15 protein-coding genes and 2 pseudogenes are annotated in these 16,602 nt (G+C 45.7%); 15 read left to right on the top strand and 2 right to left on the bottom strand.

The features are described 5' to 3' along the window. Positions 1–25 precede the first annotated feature (25 nt). The 7 genes from guaB to mutL all read left to right on the top strand — a co-directional run bounded on the left by guaB (position 26) and on the right by mutL (position 9,231). Positions 26–1,501, top strand: a complete 1,476-nt coding sequence (gene guaB, locus QVP94_RS06940; protein ID WP_005853938.1) for an IMP dehydrogenase — start codon at positions 26–28, stop codon at positions 1,499–1,501. Between the two features lie 108 nt (positions 1,502–1,609). Then, positions 1,610–3,196: a peptidylprolyl isomerase gene (locus tag QVP94_RS06935; RefSeq protein ID WP_022192248.1), complete on the top strand. Its 1,587-nt coding sequence runs from the start codon at positions 1,610–1,612 to the stop codon at positions 3,194–3,196. Between the two features lie 13 nt (positions 3,197–3,209). Further along, on the top strand, positions 3,210–4,064 hold the full coding sequence (locus QVP94_RS06930) for a hypothetical protein (RefSeq protein WP_022192247.1): 855 nt from the start codon (positions 3,210–3,212) through the stop codon (positions 4,062–4,064). A 25-nt stretch (positions 4,065–4,089) separates the two neighbouring features. Next, positions 4,090–5,454 (top strand): peptidylprolyl isomerase, encoded by a 1,365-nt coding sequence (locus QVP94_RS06925; RefSeq protein ID WP_008778716.1) that lies wholly within the window; start codon positions 4,090–4,092, stop codon positions 5,452–5,454. Next, entirely contained in the window at positions 5,451–7,052 is a 1,602-nt protein-coding gene (locus QVP94_RS06920; RefSeq protein WP_005853946.1) for an OstA-like protein, read from the top strand. The genes QVP94_RS06925 and QVP94_RS06920 overlap by 4 nt, the downstream gene beginning before the upstream one ends. Positions 7,053–7,081: 29 nt before the next feature. Beyond that, on the top strand, positions 7,082–7,384 hold the full coding sequence (locus tag QVP94_RS06915; RefSeq protein WP_005853948.1) for a hypothetical protein: 303 nt from the start codon (positions 7,082–7,084) through the stop codon (positions 7,382–7,384). Further along, positions 7,384–9,231, top strand: a complete 1,848-nt coding sequence (gene mutL, locus QVP94_RS06910) for a DNA mismatch repair endonuclease MutL (RefSeq protein ID WP_005853950.1) — start codon at positions 7,384–7,386, stop codon at positions 9,229–9,231. Before QVP94_RS06915 ends, mutL begins: the two co-directional genes overlap by 1 nt. Before the next feature lie 168 nt (positions 9,232–9,399). Here mutL and QVP94_RS19405 read toward each other — a convergent pair. Continuing rightward, a pseudogene (locus tag QVP94_RS19405) lies at positions 9,400–9,513 on the bottom strand (hypothetical protein); the annotation flags it as partial. Next, positions 9,461–10,351 (bottom strand): VapE domain-containing protein, encoded by an 891-nt coding sequence (locus tag QVP94_RS06905; RefSeq protein WP_022192246.1) that lies wholly within the window; start codon positions 10,349–10,351, stop codon positions 9,461–9,463. The pseudogene QVP94_RS19405 and the gene QVP94_RS06905, both read right to left, overlap by 53 nt. A gap of 314 nt (positions 10,352–10,665) precedes the next feature. Here QVP94_RS06905 and QVP94_RS06900 point away from each other — a divergent pair. From QVP94_RS06900 to rplW, 8 genes and pseudogenes are all read left to right on the top strand, one after another. Further along, a pseudogene (locus QVP94_RS06900) lies at positions 10,666–11,262 on the top strand (HU family DNA-binding protein). Between the two features lie 219 nt (positions 11,263–11,481). Next, a complete protein-coding gene (rpsL, locus tag QVP94_RS06895) occupies positions 11,482–11,892 on the top strand; it encodes a 30S ribosomal protein S12 (protein WP_005853956.1) in 411 nt (136 codons plus the stop codon). A 153-nt stretch (positions 11,893–12,045) separates the two neighbouring features. Further along, entirely contained in the window at positions 12,046–12,522 is a 477-nt protein-coding gene (gene rpsG, locus QVP94_RS06890) for a 30S ribosomal protein S7 (RefSeq protein WP_005853957.1), read from the top strand. A 22-nt stretch (positions 12,523–12,544) separates the two neighbouring features. Further along, positions 12,545–14,671, top strand: coding sequence for an elongation factor G (gene fusA, locus QVP94_RS06885; protein ID WP_005853959.1), 2,127 nt, complete (start codon positions 12,545–12,547; stop codon positions 14,669–14,671). A gap of 22 nt (positions 14,672–14,693) precedes the next feature. Then, positions 14,694–14,999 (top strand): 30S ribosomal protein S10, encoded by a 306-nt coding sequence (gene rpsJ, locus QVP94_RS06880; protein WP_005853961.1) that lies wholly within the window; start codon positions 14,694–14,696, stop codon positions 14,997–14,999. A 19-nt stretch (positions 15,000–15,018) separates the two neighbouring features. Continuing rightward, a complete protein-coding gene (gene rplC / locus QVP94_RS06875) occupies positions 15,019–15,636 on the top strand; it encodes a 50S ribosomal protein L3 (protein WP_005853963.1) in 618 nt (205 codons plus the stop codon). Beyond that, entirely contained in the window at positions 15,636–16,265 is a 630-nt protein-coding gene (gene rplD / locus QVP94_RS06870) for a 50S ribosomal protein L4 (protein ID WP_005853966.1), read from the top strand. The genes rplC and rplD overlap by 1 nt, the downstream gene beginning before the upstream one ends. 11 nt (positions 16,266–16,276) lie before the next feature. Then, a complete protein-coding gene (gene rplW / locus QVP94_RS06865) occupies positions 16,277–16,570 on the top strand; it encodes a 50S ribosomal protein L23 (protein WP_005853968.1) in 294 nt (97 codons plus the stop codon). Positions 16,571–16,602 lie beyond the last annotated feature (32 nt).

Here is a 16,602-nt window from a genome sequence, read left to right as displayed (position 1 = left end):
CAATAATTTTTAAAGCATAAGTTCTATGTCATTTATTGCAGACAGGGTAGTTATGGATGGGTTAACGTTTGACGATGTATTGTTAATCCCAGCTTATTCGGAAGTTCTTCCTCGTAATGTCGATCTCACGACAAAGTTTTCACGTAATATCACATTGAATATACCGATGGTGTCGGCCGCTATGGATACGGTTACCGAGGCCAAGTTGGCTATCGCTATCGCCCGTGAGGGAGGTATTGGTGTGATTCATAAAAACATGACGATCGCCGAGCAGGCAAAGCAGGTCCAGACCGTTAAACGTGCGGAGAATGGAATGATCTATGATCCGGTGACTATCACGAAGGGCAAGCGTGTGGCGGATGCCTTGGCAATGATGGCTGAATATAAGATTGGCGGTATTCCCGTGGTGGATGAAGGCGGGTATTTGGTAGGTATCGTGACAAACCGTGACTTGCGTTTCGAGAAGGACATGAACCGTTCTATCGACGAGGTGATGACGAAAGAGAATTTGGTCGTAACCGGACAATCTACGGATATGGAGGCCGCCGCTCAGATCCTTCAGGAACATAAGATCGAGAAGTTACCGGTGGTCGATAGCCATAATAAGTTGATCGGCTTGATTACCTATAAAGATATAACGAAAGCGAAAGATAAACCGAAGGCTTGCAAGGATTCGAAAGGTCGTTTGCGTGTAGCTGCCGGTGTAGGCGTTACGTTCAATACCTTCGAGCGTGTAGCCGCTTTGGTGGATGCCGGGGTGGATGCTTTGGTGATCGACACGGCACATGGTCACTCAAAAGGTGTGGTGGATGTCTTGAAACAGATTAAGGCGCAATATCCGCATATTGATTGTGTGGTCGGTAATATCGCTACGGGCGAGGCTGCTAAATATTTAGTGGAAGCCGGGGCGGACGCCGTGAAGGTAGGTATCGGTCCGGGTTCGATTTGTACAACTCGTGTGATCGCTGGTGTGGGTGTTCCCCAGTTGTCGGCTATTTACGATGTGGCGAAGGCGTTGGAAGGAACTGGTGTGCCTTTGATCGCCGACGGTGGCTTGCGTTACTCCGGTGATATCGTGAAGGCGATCGCCGCTGGTGGATCTTCCGTGATGATGGGATCTCTGTTGGCGGGTGTAGAGGAGTCGCCGGGCGATACGATTATCTTCAATGGCCGAAAGTTTAAGTCTTACCGTGGAATGGGGTCGTTGGAAGCTATGCAAAAGGGGTCCAAGGATCGGTATTTCCAAGATGTGGAGGACGACGTGAAGAAGCTGGTTCCGGAGGGAATCGCTGCCCGTGTTCCGTTTAAGGGTTCTTTGTATGAGGTCATTTACCAAATGGTAGGTGGTTTACGTGCGGGAATGGGTTATTGCGGGGCTCATAATATCGAGGAGTTGCATAAAGCTCGTTTTACTCGAATCACCAACGCAGGTGTGCAAGAGAGCCATCCGCATGACGTAGCGATCACGCAAGAGGCTCCGAATTATAGCCGCGGTGAATAGTAATACAAGTTTTACGTTTTATAAAAAACACTAATTTAATGGGATAGCATACTTTTCTTGTCGGCTCTCCGTTAGATTAGTGTTATTTTTGTAATGTATATTCGTGCTATGGTAAAAGAATTTTTGATGAAAAAGTTACTTATTTCATTAGGGGTATTCGCTTGTGTGACAGTTAACGCTCAAACCGCATCCGATTCGGTCGTTATGACGGTCGCTGGAAAACAAGTGCCTTTATCTGAATTTATTTTTATCGCGGAGAAGAATGGAGAGGTGGATTTATCGAATACAAAGTCCGTCAAAAACTATGTCGAGCTATTTAAAAATTTTAAGCTAAAAGTAGCGGAGGCGGAATCTTTAGGGATCGACCAGACATCCTCATTCAAAAGTGAGCTGGATGGATACCGGGCTCAGTTGATCGATAGCTATATGTCGGATAAGGAGGGTGAGAAAGCGGCTGCCCGTGCGGTATATGACCGTGGGGATCACTCGGTAGAGTTGACCCACATCTTATTCCGTTTGCCGGAGAAGACGGTCTCCAAAGATACGGTAGCTGTATATCAAGAAGCCATGCGAGTATACGAACGTCTCCAGAAAGGAGAGGATATGGAAACAGTCGGAAAAGCTTTGGCCGAGAAGGATAAGGAGCATGTCGCTTGCGAATATGTACGTTGCTTGCTCCCGATGCAATCCCTAAAAGTGTTTGAGGATGCCGCCTATTCCTTGCCGATTGGCGTGGTGTCTGAACCGGTTCGCACGAAATTAGGATTTCATTTGATAAAAGTCCATAGTCGTAAACCCAATCCGGGGCGGATACATGTCGCTCATATCTTGATCGCCTTCCCGAAAGATTCCGCTATTCAGGACTCATCGGCTTTTCTGGCAAAAGCGCAAGCTATCTATAAGCAAGTACAAGAGGGAGCTGATTTTGGCGAGTTAGCGAAAGAATATTCTGGGGATGCTGCTTCCGCTAAGAAAGAGGGAGTATTACCTTGGTTTGGGGTAGGCGAGATGGTCCAGCCTTTTGAGCAAGCCGCTTTTGCGTTGAGCAAGCCGGGTGATTTATCCGAGGTGGTGGAAACTCGTTTTGGTTACCATATCATTAAGTTGATCGATAAGAAGGGACGCCCTTCGTTTGAGGAAGAGGAAAAAGCTTTGTCGAGACGTATGGGGCAGGGTGAACGTAACTTCGAGTTATATAAAGCTTTCGACGATCGTATGAAAAAAGAATACGGATACGTTTTCTATCCGGAAGCCTATGCGGAGCTGCAAGCGTTATGTAATGATTGTTTCCCCACGGACGAGGCGTTTTATGAGAAAGCGAAGGATATGAACAAGACGCTTATGCAATTGGATGGAAAGGATTTCCCGCAAGCGGAGTTCGCTTATTATATCCAACGTTGTCCGTTCTCGACAAAAACGTATGCGGGTGATTTTATGCAAGAGATCTATGATTTGTTTATCCGCGATATCGTAACGACCGCCGAGCGTAAGAATCTGGAGACAAAACATCCGGAGATCCCTCATTTGATGCAGGAGTACCGGGATGGGATTCTGTTGTTTGAGGTCAGCAACCGGGAGATCTGGAGCAAACCCTCCGCCCAGCAGAAGGTGTTGGAAGCGAAGTGGATTGCGGATTTGAATAAAAAATATCCGGTGACTGTCAACTGGAAATTATTGAAGAAACTAAAGAAATAAAATAAAGATAGATATGAGGATAGTCTTCATGTTCCTAACGTTCGTTGTGTTGTTGGGTGCCTGTAAAGGTTCTCAGCCAGCTGATACTACGGATGTCTTGGTTAGCGTGAAAGGACGTACCCTAAATCGTTCGGAGGTGAATAAGCTAATACCCCGGGGGATTTCCTCCGCAGATAGTCTGTTGCTGGCCGAGGGCTTTACCAAGAAATGGGTAAAGGATGTATTGGTGTACGATGTGGCTTTGCGTAACTTAGGGGATGAGAAAGAGGAGGTCGATAAATTGGTAGAGGAGTACAGGCGTTCCTTGGTTCGTTACCGTTATCAGGAACGATTGGTGGAGGAGAAGCTGAAAACTGATATCCGGGAAAGTGATAAATTAAACTATTACGAGGAAAACCAGAAAAAGTTTATCTTGGATAAAGGCTTGATCAAGGGATTATTCTTGAAAATCCCGGTTGATGCCCCGGGACTTACCGATGTCAAAAAGTGGTACAAATCCACAGATGTGGCCTCTTTAGAAAAAATTGAGAAGTATAGTGTGCAAAATGCCACGATTTATGAGTACTTTTACGACAAATGGGTTGATTTCGATGAGGTAATGGATAATATACCGATCCATGTGTCGAATCCGAATGCGTTTCTGAAGGCGAATAAGTATGTTGAGGTGGCGGATAGCAGTTATTGTTATCTGTTGAATATCAAGGAATATTTACCTTCCGGCAGTGTGGAGCCATATGATTATGCCAGTTCGCACGTCACGGAAATGCTGGTCAACCAACGAAAAGTTGAATTCTTGAAAAAATTTGAAGACGAGTTATATAACGATGCGATCCGGAGCGGTGACGTGGAATTCCATTCCGAGCCGTGATCTCTAATTTTATAAATGGGTAGACATGATGAAAAAGATTTTAAGTGTATTCTTTCTTGCCTGTTGTTCTTGCATTGTAATGGCGCAAGACAATGTGATCGATGAAATTGTGTGGGTGGTAGGAGATGACGCTATTTTACGTTCGGATATTGAGACGCAGCGTTTGTATAATCAAAACGAGGGGGTCCGTTTGGATGGCGACCCGTATTGCGTGATCCCGGAGCAGATGGCGATACAGAAACTATATCTGAATCAAGCTAAGATCGATAGTATTACCGTGAACGAGAACCAAGTGATCCAGAGCGTGGATCAATGGATGAACATGGCTGTGAACCAAATCGGGTCTCGCGAGAAATTGGAGGAATATTTCGGTAAGAAATTTTCCCAGATCAAGGATGAGCGTAAGGAGATGGTGCGGGAGCAGCAGGTAGTGCAACAGATGCAGCATCAATTGATCGGCGAGATCAAGCTGACACCTTCCGAGGTGCGTAAATATTTCAGCCAGTTGTCTCAGGATAGCCTGCCGAACATCCCTACGACTGTAGAGGTGCAAATCGTTACCTTGGAACCGAAGATTCCGTTTGAGGAAACAGACGCCATCAAGGCCCGCTTACGTGATTTCACGGAGCAAGTTAATTCCGGTAAGATGGAATTCTCTACGTTGGCTCGTTTGTACTCGGAAGATCCGGGTTCGGCGTCTCGAGGAGGGGAGTTAGGTTTCATGAGCAAGACACAGCTGTTGCCGGAGTTCGCGAACGTTGCGTTCAACTTGAAAGACCCGAAACGTGTCTCCCAGATCGTACAGACGGAGTATGGTTACCATATCATCCAATTGATCGAGAAGCGTGGAGACCGTATCAACTGCCGCCATATCTTATTGAAACCGAAGGTTTCCGATAAGGAGTTGGCGGATGCTACCACTCGTCTGGATTCATTGTACAATGATTTGCAGGCGAATAAGTTCACGTTTGAGGAAGCCGCTACATTCGTCTCTTATGACAAGGATACACGTAATAATAAGGGTTTGATGGTAAACCAAGATTACGAGAGCAGCAATATGGGAACCCCTAAGTTCGAGATGCAAGAACTTCCGCAGGAAATCGGTAAGGTGGTATATGGCATGAAAGTCGGAGAGATCTCCAAGCCTTTTACCATGTTGACGAACAAGCAGAAAGAGGTAGTAGCTATTGTTAAGCTGAAAGCTCGGACGGAAGGACATAAGGCGAATTTGGCCGATGACTTCCAAGCTTTGAAAGCGATCGTAGAGGCTAAGAAACGTGAGGAATTATTGAACGACTGGATCACGAAGAAACAAAAATCAACCTACGTGCGTATTAGTGACGGTTGGAGGAATTGTGATTTCAAATATCCGGGTTGGATTAAGGAATGAGACTAATTAACAGGTTATTTCTAGCGCTCTTATCGTGTGCTTTATCGGTTGGCGTATTTGCGCAAACGCAAGATAGCACGGTGGTAGCCGCCAAAGATAGTGTCGCTCCCAAGAAGACGAAGGTCTTTTTGGAGCATGCGAATACGCTTTCGTTCGATAAGGAGAGGAACGCCGAGGCTCAAGTACTGAATGGTGATGTTTGTTTTCGCCATGATAGTTCGTATATGTATTGCGATAGCGCATATTTCTTTGAGCAGACCAATTCCTTGGAAGCGTTTAGTAATGTCCGGATGGAACAAGGGGATACCTTGTTCGTGTATGGAAATTACCTGTTTTACGATGGAAATACCCAGATCGCTTATTTGCGGGAGAATGTCCGCATGGAGAATGGGCAGGTTACCCTGTTTACGGATAGCTTGAACTATGAGCGAATCCCGGATATCGGATATTATTTCGACGGAGGTCTGATTGTCGATTCCTTGAATCAGCTCTCTTCTTTTTATGGGCAATATTCGCCTAGTACGAAATTGGCTATCTTCAATGATAGCGTCCGTCTGGAGAATGAGCAATTCACGTTGTATTCCGATACCTTGCATTATAATACGGACTCGAAGATCGCCACGATCCTCGGACCATCCATAATCGTCTCGGATAGCGGCACGATCTATTCTTCCAGAGGTTGGTACGATACCGTGAATAATACCTCTTTGCTATTGGATCGTTCTCAGGTGGTTTCCGGCGACCGTATCTTGACGGGCGACTCTATCGCCTACAACCGGGAACTGGGTTTTGGGGAAGCGTTCGGTAATATGAGTCTGCAAGACACGGCGCAGCATGTCATGCTGGAAGGCCAATATGGCTTTTACAATGAGAAGAGCGAGTATGCTTTCGCTACGGATAGCGCCCGTTTCTTGGAATTCAGCCAAGGGGATACATTGTTTCTGCATGGTGATACCTTGAAGATGACTACGGTGGACTCCCTTTACCGGGAAGTAAAAGCTTATTACGGCGTCCGTTTCTATCGGACGGATATGCAAGGTGTTTGCGATTCGATGCAGTTTAATACAAGAGACTCTATATTATATATGTATACGGACCCTATCGTTTGGAATGAACAGTATCAGATCTATGGGGATACGATCTTGATATTTATGAATGATAGCTCGATCGATTTCGCTCACGTGAAGCAATTCGCTTTCGCAATACAGCAAATCGATTCTACCGCATTCAATCAATTAAAGGGAAATGACTTGAAGGCTTATTTCGAGGGACAGGTCGTGAATCAGATCGATGTGTCGGGCAACGCCGAATCTATATTTTTCCCCTTGGAGAAGGACGGTTCGATGGTCGGCATGAACGAGACCAAAAGCGGTTTCCTTACGATCTGGCTAAAAGACAATAAGTTGGATAAACTGAAAATCTGGCCGACTCCAACAGGTACGATGACCCCTATTCCTGATTTGAAGCCCGACCAGAAATACTTGAAAGACTTTTATTGGTTTGATTATATCCGTCCTAAAGACAAGGATGATATTTATCAGGTCGTGAAAAGAAAAGCTCAAGATGCTCCGAAAAGAAGCAATAAATTCGTACATTAGCGTCGTATTCATAATTAATAGGTAAAGCTATGGCACTTTTCTCGTTTTATAACATGCGCAAGCCGCGTCAATTTGATCATAAGCCTATTTATTGGGACCCCCATAAGGAAGCCTTGGAGGAACGTATAAGCAAGGTCAAACGTGAAATGGGTGTAGAGGAGCCGTTGGAGGAATATAAGCCGCATATCAAGGGAACTTTCATTGAAGGTACCTCGCATCTGAAGAAAAGCGTGGGGCGAGGCGAGGATTCCCGGGCTCGTAGGTATAAGAATGTGAAACTGGCGGTGGCCTTGGCGGTCTTGGCTGCTTTCTTTTGGTATTTGTTCTGGTAATGAGCGATATCATTCATTTACTTCCGGACCATATCGCCAATCAAATCGCGGCGGGAGAGGTGATTCAACGTCCGGCCTCTGTCGTTAAAGAGTTGGTCGAGAATGCGGTGGACGCTGGCGCTTCCAATATCCAAGTGAACATTAAGGATGCGGGTAAGACATTGATACAGGTGATCGATGACGGGAAAGGTATGTCCGAGACGGATGCTCGCATGGCTTTTGAGCGGCACGCTACTTCTAAGATTTCTACGGCCGAGGATTTATTCTCTTTGCATACGATGGGTTTCCGAGGTGAGGCATTGGCCTCTATCGCCGCTGTCGCCCATATAGAGTTGCGTACCCGGGCTAGAGGGACCGAGCTTGGCACTTGCCTATCCATCGCGGGTTCCAATCTGGAGAGTATCGAGCCGGAGGCTTGTAACGAGGGAAGTATCTTCTCGGTAAAGAATCTTTTCTTTAATGTTCCCGCCCGCCGGAAATTCTTGAAGTCGAATGAGACGGAATTCCGGAATATCATCAATGAGTTCGAGCGAATCGCCTTGGTGAATCCGCAGGTGGGTATGTCTCTTTATCATAATGATGCGGAGATATTCAATCTGCCCGAGTCGGGGTTACGTCAGCGCATCATTAATATATATGGTAAGAGTTTAAACCAGAAGTTGCTCTCTCTGGATGCCCAAAGTTCCATGGTGACTATTTCCGGTTTCGTGGGGCGTCCGGACTCGGCGAAGAAGCGAGGGGCATTGCAGTTTTTTTTTGTGAATGGTCGTTATATGAAGCATCCTTATTTCCATAAGGCGATCATGCAGGCTTATGAGCAATTGATTCCTGCCGGGGATATGCCGAATTATTTTGTTTATTTCACGTTGGATCCCTCCTCGATCGATGTCAATATCCATCCGACAAAGACGGAGATTAAGTTTGAGAACGAGCAACCGATCTGGCAGATCTTGATGGCCGCTACCCGGGAGGCGTTGGCTAAATCGAGCGCTATCCCTACGATTGATTTCGATGTGGAGGACGCGATCGATATTCCTGTTTACAACCCGGTCAAGAAAAGTGAGCCTAGTACTTATAAGGCCCCGAAAGTGCAAGTGGATTCCAGTTATAATCCGTTTGACACTACTTCCTATAAAAAACCGGAATTCGATTGGTCTAAATTATATCAAGGGTTTGAGAACGACCGAGTGGCTGTCCAACGGGAGTCCGAGACTTTCGAGGATGCCCCGATCGAGGAATTGCCGGCCGAGGCTTCGGATCCGGAAAAACTGTTTACGGAGGTAAGCAATCCTTGCTATCAATATAAAGGGCGATATATCGTGACATCCTTGAAATCGGGTCTGGCGATTATTGACCAGCATCGTGCGCATGTGCGTATCTTGTTTGACCAATACCTGTCGAATATCCGTCAGCAACAAGGTGTATCCCAACAAGTCTTATTCCCGGAGATCGTAGAGTTTACCGCTGCCGAGGCGGCTGTACTGCCTTCCTTATTGGAGGATTTGTGCTTCGTCGGCTTTGATCTGAGCAATCTGGGAAATGACAATTACGCGATCAATGGCCTGCCCGCCGGTATAGAGAACCTTGATCCGGTAAATTTGGTAAAGGATATCGTGGACCGGGCGATCGAGACCGGATGCGCAGTGCATGAGAAAATCTGCGAGGCCATCGCCTTGTCTTTAGCCAAAGCCGCCGCTATCCGTCCCGGCAAATCCTTATCCTTGGAAGAGATGGATCATCTGATCGCCTCCCTGTTCTCTTGTTCGGACTCGAACCTGACCCCGGATGGAAAGACGATTATCTCCATGCTGACAGATGAGGAGCTGGAGAGAAGATTTAAGTGCTAGGGATGATTTCGATGACATAGGTTTCACGGCTGCATTTACATTTAGGTCTCCCGGACATGCGGCCCGGAAGCAGGCGTGGAACACATCTTCCTCGATCGGACGTTTATAGAAAGCCTCATTCGATCGCATGATCGCCTCCTCCTCTGCGGAGGTGAACCAATGGCGCTCTCCTTTTTGTAACTCGTTTTTCAGCTGGGCGTAGATTTGATCATGCTCGATACCTTCGCAATTAATCTTGCTTTGCACCTCCACGCATAGGAAACGGAGGCTTCCAGTGGGGTCGCTTAATAGGTTCTTCTGGTTCGTAGTGCCAATAAATGAGGCTAGGCGGGGTAGGGGGGAAATGCTTGGCGTGTGCCTTGCGTACGTTCATTCCGGCCATCTGCATCCAATTTTTCAGTAAAGCCATTTTACGGTCGGACAACCGGTCGAACTCATCGAGGTTGATGAGTCCGAACAATCCAAGCTTCTGCTCCATTTGCGTCGAGCCGCTAAGGTCTACGCTATCCGTGTAATAGCGGACTAGCGAAGAAGGCATCAGCGACTTGCAAAAGGTAGACTTCTGACATCCTTGACGCTCGCTGACTAAAATGGGAGCCAAGCTATTTGCGTGCATTCGGTCCGAACCCATCCATTGCGAGGCCAAGGCGAGCATCCAGCGATGAAACCCCTCCACCCATAACGGTTCTGAGGAGACCCGTCGTGCCAGATCACTTACCCGGTCTTTCCCGTCCCATTCGGGTAACCACTCCATATATTGCCGGAAAGGATGATACTCTTTTACTTCTTTTGAATATACGAAACGATTCACATCCCGATCCCTGCAATCGATCCCCGTCCGTCTTGCCTCCATGCAAATGCTATTTAGGTCACGTTGCGTCACCGGATAGAAGCGATCCGTTTCCAATTGTTTGTATCGATATTCAGTCTCCTCGCTCAACAAGTTGAAGTGGAATTCGATCCGTTCTTGGAGGAAAGTCTCCAGACTCTTTTGAAGGATAGAGTTGCTGTTGCTCGATCGTTTCGCTTTACCTTCGTTTGGGTGTGGTACGGTGATCGACCCGTCCGGTTTTAAGAAGCGAAGCCATAATTGGCCTAAAAAATCCAATACAGTTTTCATGACGCTATGTTTTAGAGGTTGTTTTTACTGTTTCATTTTGCGGATATAAGCTGTTAACTTGCGGTTTTCCAAATGTTTATATTGTCATTTGAAATAAAAGTAATCTGTGCGAAATACTAGGGAAAACTATTGTTTAAGTGGTATGGATGTAGTACCTTTGTTAAGTGCTTATAATCTTTTCACCTATGTGAAAAGAACGTATCACAATCATGAAACGATCGTTTCACATAGGTGAAAAGATCATATCACCCTTGTGAAATGACTAATAGCATACGATGTTTCGATGAATAACCTTTTAATCTCATACTAGATATATGGCAGCAAAATATGACTTTTACAAGACTCCGGTATCGAAGGACAGCACGAAGCGTCCTCGTTTTCACGCACGTATCGTATCATCCGGCACGATCGATACGGATGATCTGGCCAAACGTATCCATGGACGGTGTACCGTCACGCCGGCAGACGTAGCCGCCGTGCTTATCTCTTTAAGCGAGGTGACAGCGGAATATTTGCGTGAAGGAAAACGTGTACATATCGATGGGTTGGGGTATTTGTAAGTCACGTTGCAATGCCCGGCCGTACAATCCACGCACGAGATACGTGCGGAGTCCATCCGTTTCAAGTCCGTGGCTTTCCGTCCCGAGGTAGAGCTGAAAGATAGCTTGAAGACGATGACGCTGGAACGAGCCAAGTACAAATCCCATTCCCGCCAATTGGAGCCTGATCGTATCGACCAATTGCTCGCGAGTTATTTTGCCGAGCATGAATATATGACCCGTGTCGCCTTCCAGCGGCTTTGCGGCCTGACGAGCAGTACGGCCAGCCGCCGCCTGCATCAATTTGTCGAGGCGGGTAAATTGCGTGATATCGGCACCCGCCACCAGTCGCTTTACGTGCCAGTGAGGTAAATAGAGACAGTGAATGTTAAATATTAATAAATACGGCTAGGGCCTACCTTGCCAAACGGGAACAAATATGTACCTTTGCACCGTTTTTAGTGCGGAGTATACGAAAAAAACAGGCACAACTTATTGATTGTCCGAAAATAATGCGTAACTTTGCGGCTCGAAATAGGAAAAGATTAGATAAATAATAATAACACATTCAAAGTTTAAAAAAAGAAAGAAATGCCTACAATTCAGCAATTAGTTAGAAAAGGAAGGGAAACTTTGGTGGAGAAGGGTAAATCACCCGCATTGGACGCTTGTCCTCAAAGACGTGGCGTTTGCGTACGTGTTTACACTACGACTCCGAAGAAACCTAACTCTGCAATGCGTAAAGTAGCGAGAGTACGTTTGACAAATGGTAAGGAAGTTAACTCCTATATTCCGGGAGAAGGACACAACTTGCAAGAGCACTCTATCGTATTGGTACGTGGTGGTCGTGTAAAGGACCTTCCGGGTGTGCGTTATCACATCGTACGTGGTACGTTGGATACAGCGGGTGTTAACGGCCGTACGCAAAGACGTTCCAAATATGGAGCTAAGCGTCCGAAACCGGGTCAAGCAGCAGCTGCCGCAAAAGGTAAGAAGAAGTAATTAATTACATGCCTTCAAACTGAGATTTAAATTTAAGTATTAAAACAGGTTTGAGTTATTTGGATAGGCTATAAGGTTGAGTAAATGGTTCAGCGGAACCGTTGAAGACAAATTAAAGGCAACCAACGACAAGAACAAATTTTTGAAAACAAAATGAGAAAAGCAAAACCAAAGAAAAGACAGATCCTTCCGGATCCTGTTTTCGGTGATGTAAAGGTTACGAGATTCGTTAACCATTTGATGTATGATGGCAAGAAAAATACTGCCTTCGAAATTTTCTATTCCGCTTTGGAAACCGTTAAGGGCAAATTGCCTAACGAGGAAAAGTCCGCTCTCGAAATTTGGAAAGCTGCGCTTGATAACATTACTCCTCAAGTCGAAGTTAAGTCACGCCGTGTAGGTGGTGCTACATTCCAAGTCCCTACTGAAATCCGCCCGGATCGTAAAGAGTCAATTTCTATGAAGAACCTTATTATCTTCGCTCGTAAACGTGGAGGTAAGACTATGGCTGACAAGTTGTCTGCAGAGATTGTAGATGCTTTCAATAACCAAGGTGGCGCATTCAAAAGAAAAGAAGATATGCACCGTATGGCTGAGGCTAACCGTGCGTTCGCTCACTTCAGATTTTAATTTTTAAGGCAATAAAAAGAATATGGCAAACAACGATAAGCAATTGATGTTCACTAGGAACATCGGTATCATGGCTCACATTGACGCTGGTAAGACAACGACTTCTGAACGTATCTTGTTTTACACAGGTTTGACACACAAGATCGGTGAGACTCATGATGGTACTGCTACAATGGACTGGATGGCGCAGGAGCAGGAGCGTGGTATCACGATTACTTCCGCTGCTACGACTACATTCTGGAACTATTTGGGCAACCGTTATAAAATCAACTTGATTGACACTCCGGGACACGTTGACTTCACGGTTGAGGTTGAACGTTCTCTTCGTGTATTGGATGGTGCTGTTGCTACATTCTGTGCCGTAGGTGGTGTTGAGCCCCAGTCTGAGACTGTATGGCGTCAGGCTGATAAATATAATGTACCTCGTATCGGTTACGTTAACAAGATGGACCGCTCGGGTGCTAACTACTATGAGGTAGTACGCCAATTGAAGGACGTATTAGGAGCTAATCCTTGTCCGATCCAGATCCCTATCGGAGCTGAGGAGACTTTCAAGGGTGTTGTCGACTTGATCAAGATGAAGGCTATCTTCTGGCACGATGAGACTATGGGTGCCGAGTATAGCGTAGAGGAGATCCCGGCAGACTTGCAAGCTGAGGCTGAGGAGTGGCGCGACAAGATGCTTGAGGCTTTGGCTGAGTGCGACGACGCTATCATGGAGAAATACTTCGATGATCCTTCTACGATCACGGAAGAGGAGATCATGGTTGCTATCCGCAAGGGTACGTTGGCTATGCAGATCAACCCGATGACTTGTGGTTCTTCTTTCAAGAACAAAGGTGTACAGACTTTATTGGATGCAGTTTGCGCGTTTTTGCCTTCTCCTGAAGATACTCCGGCTATCGAGGGTACGGATCCTTCAGATCCTGATAAAATAATCACTCGTAAACCTTTGTTCGAGGAGCCATTGACGGCGTTGGCATTTAAGATCGCTACCGACCCGTATGTAGGTCGTTTGTGCTTCTTCCGTGTATACGCAGGTTCTATCAACGCTGGTTCTTATGTGTTGAACACTCGTTCCGGAAAGAAAGAGCGTATCTCCCGTTTGTTCCAGATGCACTCTAACAAACAGAACCCGATGGAGGTGATTGGTTGTGGTGATATCGGAGCAGGTGTTGGTTTCAAGGATATCCGTACAGGTGATACGCTTTGCGACGAAAACCATCCGATCACATTGGAGTCTATGGAATTCCCGGAACCGGTTATCGGTATCGCTGTAGAGCCTAAGACTCAGAAAGACATGGATAAGTTGGGTATGGGCTTGGCTAAGTTGGCCGAGGAGGATCCTACTTTCCGCGTACAGACAAACGAGGAGACAGGTCAGACCGTTATTAGCGGTATGGGTGAGCTTCACTTGGATATCATCATCGACCGTTTGCGTCGTGAGTTCAAGGTTGAATGTAACCAAGGCCGTCCGCAGGTTACTTATAAGGAGGCTATCACGCAGCCGGTTGAGCTTCGCGAGGTTTACAAAAAGCAATCTGGAGGTCGTGGTAAGTTCGCTGATATCATCGTTCGTATGGAGCCGGCTGACGAGAGCTTCGAGGGTACTTTGCAATTCATCGATGAGGTGAAGGGTGGTAACATTCCTAAGGAATTTATCCCGTCCGTACAGAAAGGTTTCGAGAAGGCTATGAAGAACGGTGTGTTGGCAGGTTATCCGCTTGACAAGCTGAAAGTGACTTTGATCGATGGTTCTTTCCACCCGGTAGACTCAGACCAGTTGTCTTTCGAGATCGCCGCTATCCAAGCGTTCAAGAACGCTTCCGCCAAGGCAGGTCCTGTATTGATGGAGCCGATCATGCAGATGGAGGTTGTTACTCCAGAAGAGAGCATGGGTGACGTTATCGGTGACTTGAACAAGCGTCGTGGACAAGTTGAGGGTATGGAGACTAGCCGTACGGGAGCCCGTATCGTGAAGGCTAAGGTTCCATTGGCTGAGACATTCGGTTATGTGACAGCTTTGCGTACGATTACTTCAGGTCGCGCTACATCTTCAATGCAGTTCTCACACTACGCTCAAGTATCCTCTTCTATCGCTAAGCAAGTATTGACAGAGGTGCAAGGTCGCGTTGATTTGATCAAATAATATTTAGAAACATATAATAAATATGAGCCAAAAGATCAGAATTAAATTGAAGTCTTACGATTATTCTCTGGTAGACAAGTCTGCCGAGAAGATCGTAAAGACGGTAAAGGCTACAGGTGCTATCGTTAGCGGTCCTATACCTCTTCCTACGCACAAACGTATCTTTACAGTGAACCGCTCTACTTTCGTTAACAAGAAATCTCGTGAGCAGTTCGAACTCTCTTCTTATAAGAGATTAATCGATATCTATAGCTCAACTGCGAAGACAGTTGACGCTTTGATGAAGCTAGAATTACCTAGCGGTGTAGAAGTAGAAATTAAAGTGTAAGTTTTTAACAATTAGTGAAATGCCAGGATTATTAGGAAAAAAAATCGGAATGACATCCGTTTTCAGTGCCGAGGGAAAAAATCTTCCATGCACTGTTATCGAAGTGGGTCCTTGTGTGGTTACACAGATCAAGACTTTGGAGAAAGATGGCTACGAAGCTGTACAGTTGGGTTTCCAAGAGAAGAAAGAGAAGCACACGACACAGCCTGAGATGGGTCACTTCAAGAAAGCCGGTGTAGCACCTCAAAGACACTTGGCCGAGTTCAAGAATTTCGAAACTGAGTACAAGTTGGGTGACGTGATCACTGTAGATTTCTTGGAAGACGCAGGTTTCGTGGATGTAGTGGGTACATCAAAAGGTAAAGGTTTCCAAGGTGTAGTAAAACGTCATGGTTTTGGTGGTGTAGGTCAGACTACTCACGGTCAGCATAACCGTGCTCGTAAGCCGGGTTCTATCGGTGCTTGTTCTTACCCCGCAAAGGTATTTAAGGGCATGCGAATGGGCGGCCAGATGGGTAACGAACGTGTAACCGTTCAGAATCTTCAAGTGATCAAGGTAATGCCGGAACACAACCTTTTATTGGTAAAGGGATCTGTTCCAGGAGCAAAAGGTTCAATCTTATTAATTGAAAAGTAATGGAACTGAGCGTATTTAATATTAAAGGTGAAGATACCGGAAGAAAGGTAACTTTGAACGATGCGATCTTCGGCATTGAACCCAACGATCATGCTATTTACTTGGACGTAAAGCAGTATTTGGCAAATCAACGTCAGGGAACGCATAAGTCTAAAGAGAGAAGCGAAGTATCTGGTAGTACACGTAAGCTGATCCGTCAGAAAGGTGGTGGTGGCGCACGTCGTGGTGATATCAACTCTCCGGTGTTGGTTGGTGGTGGCCGTGTATTCGGTCCGAAGCCTCGTGATTATGAGTTCAAGCTGAACAAGAAAGTAAAATCTTTGGCTCGTAAGTCAGCATTGAGCTACAAGGCAAAGAACAATGCGATTGTTGTCGTAGAGGATTTCACAATGGAAGCTCCTAAGACTAAAGAATTTATAACAATTGCTAAAAACTTGAAAGTGGCTGATAAAAAGTTACTTATGGTTTTACCGGAGAAGAATAATTTAGTATATTTGTCCGCTCGAAATTTAGAGAAGGCAAGTGTAATAACTGCTTCTGAACTAAATACATACGCTGTGTTAAACGCTGTTAATTTGGTTTTAACGGAAAGTTCAGTCGCTGTTGTTGAACAAAATTTTAAAGCATAAGGAGTAGAATAATGGGAATTATTATTAAGCCTATAGTAACTGAGAAACAAACAGCGATCACAGAGAAATTTCCGAATCGCTATGGTTTTCGTGTTTCTCCTGATGCCAACAAATTGGAGATTAAGAAAGCTGTAGAGGATATGTACAGTGTTACAGTAGTTGATGTTAACACCATCAACTACTCTGGAAAGCGTAAAAGCCGTTATACAAAATCAGGTATCATCAACGGCAAGCAAGCTGCTTTCAAGAAAGCGATCGTAACGTTGAAAGAAGGAGAAACAATTGATTTCTTTAGTAATATCTAAAAAGAGAAATGGGAATACGTAAATTAAAGCCC

Source organism: Parabacteroides sp. CAG:2 (assembly GCF_000436315.1).
GTDB lineage: Bacteria > Bacteroidota > Bacteroidia > Bacteroidales > Tannerellaceae > Parabacteroides > Parabacteroides distasonis.
This window is presented reverse-complemented; position numbering and strand designations above follow the sequence as displayed.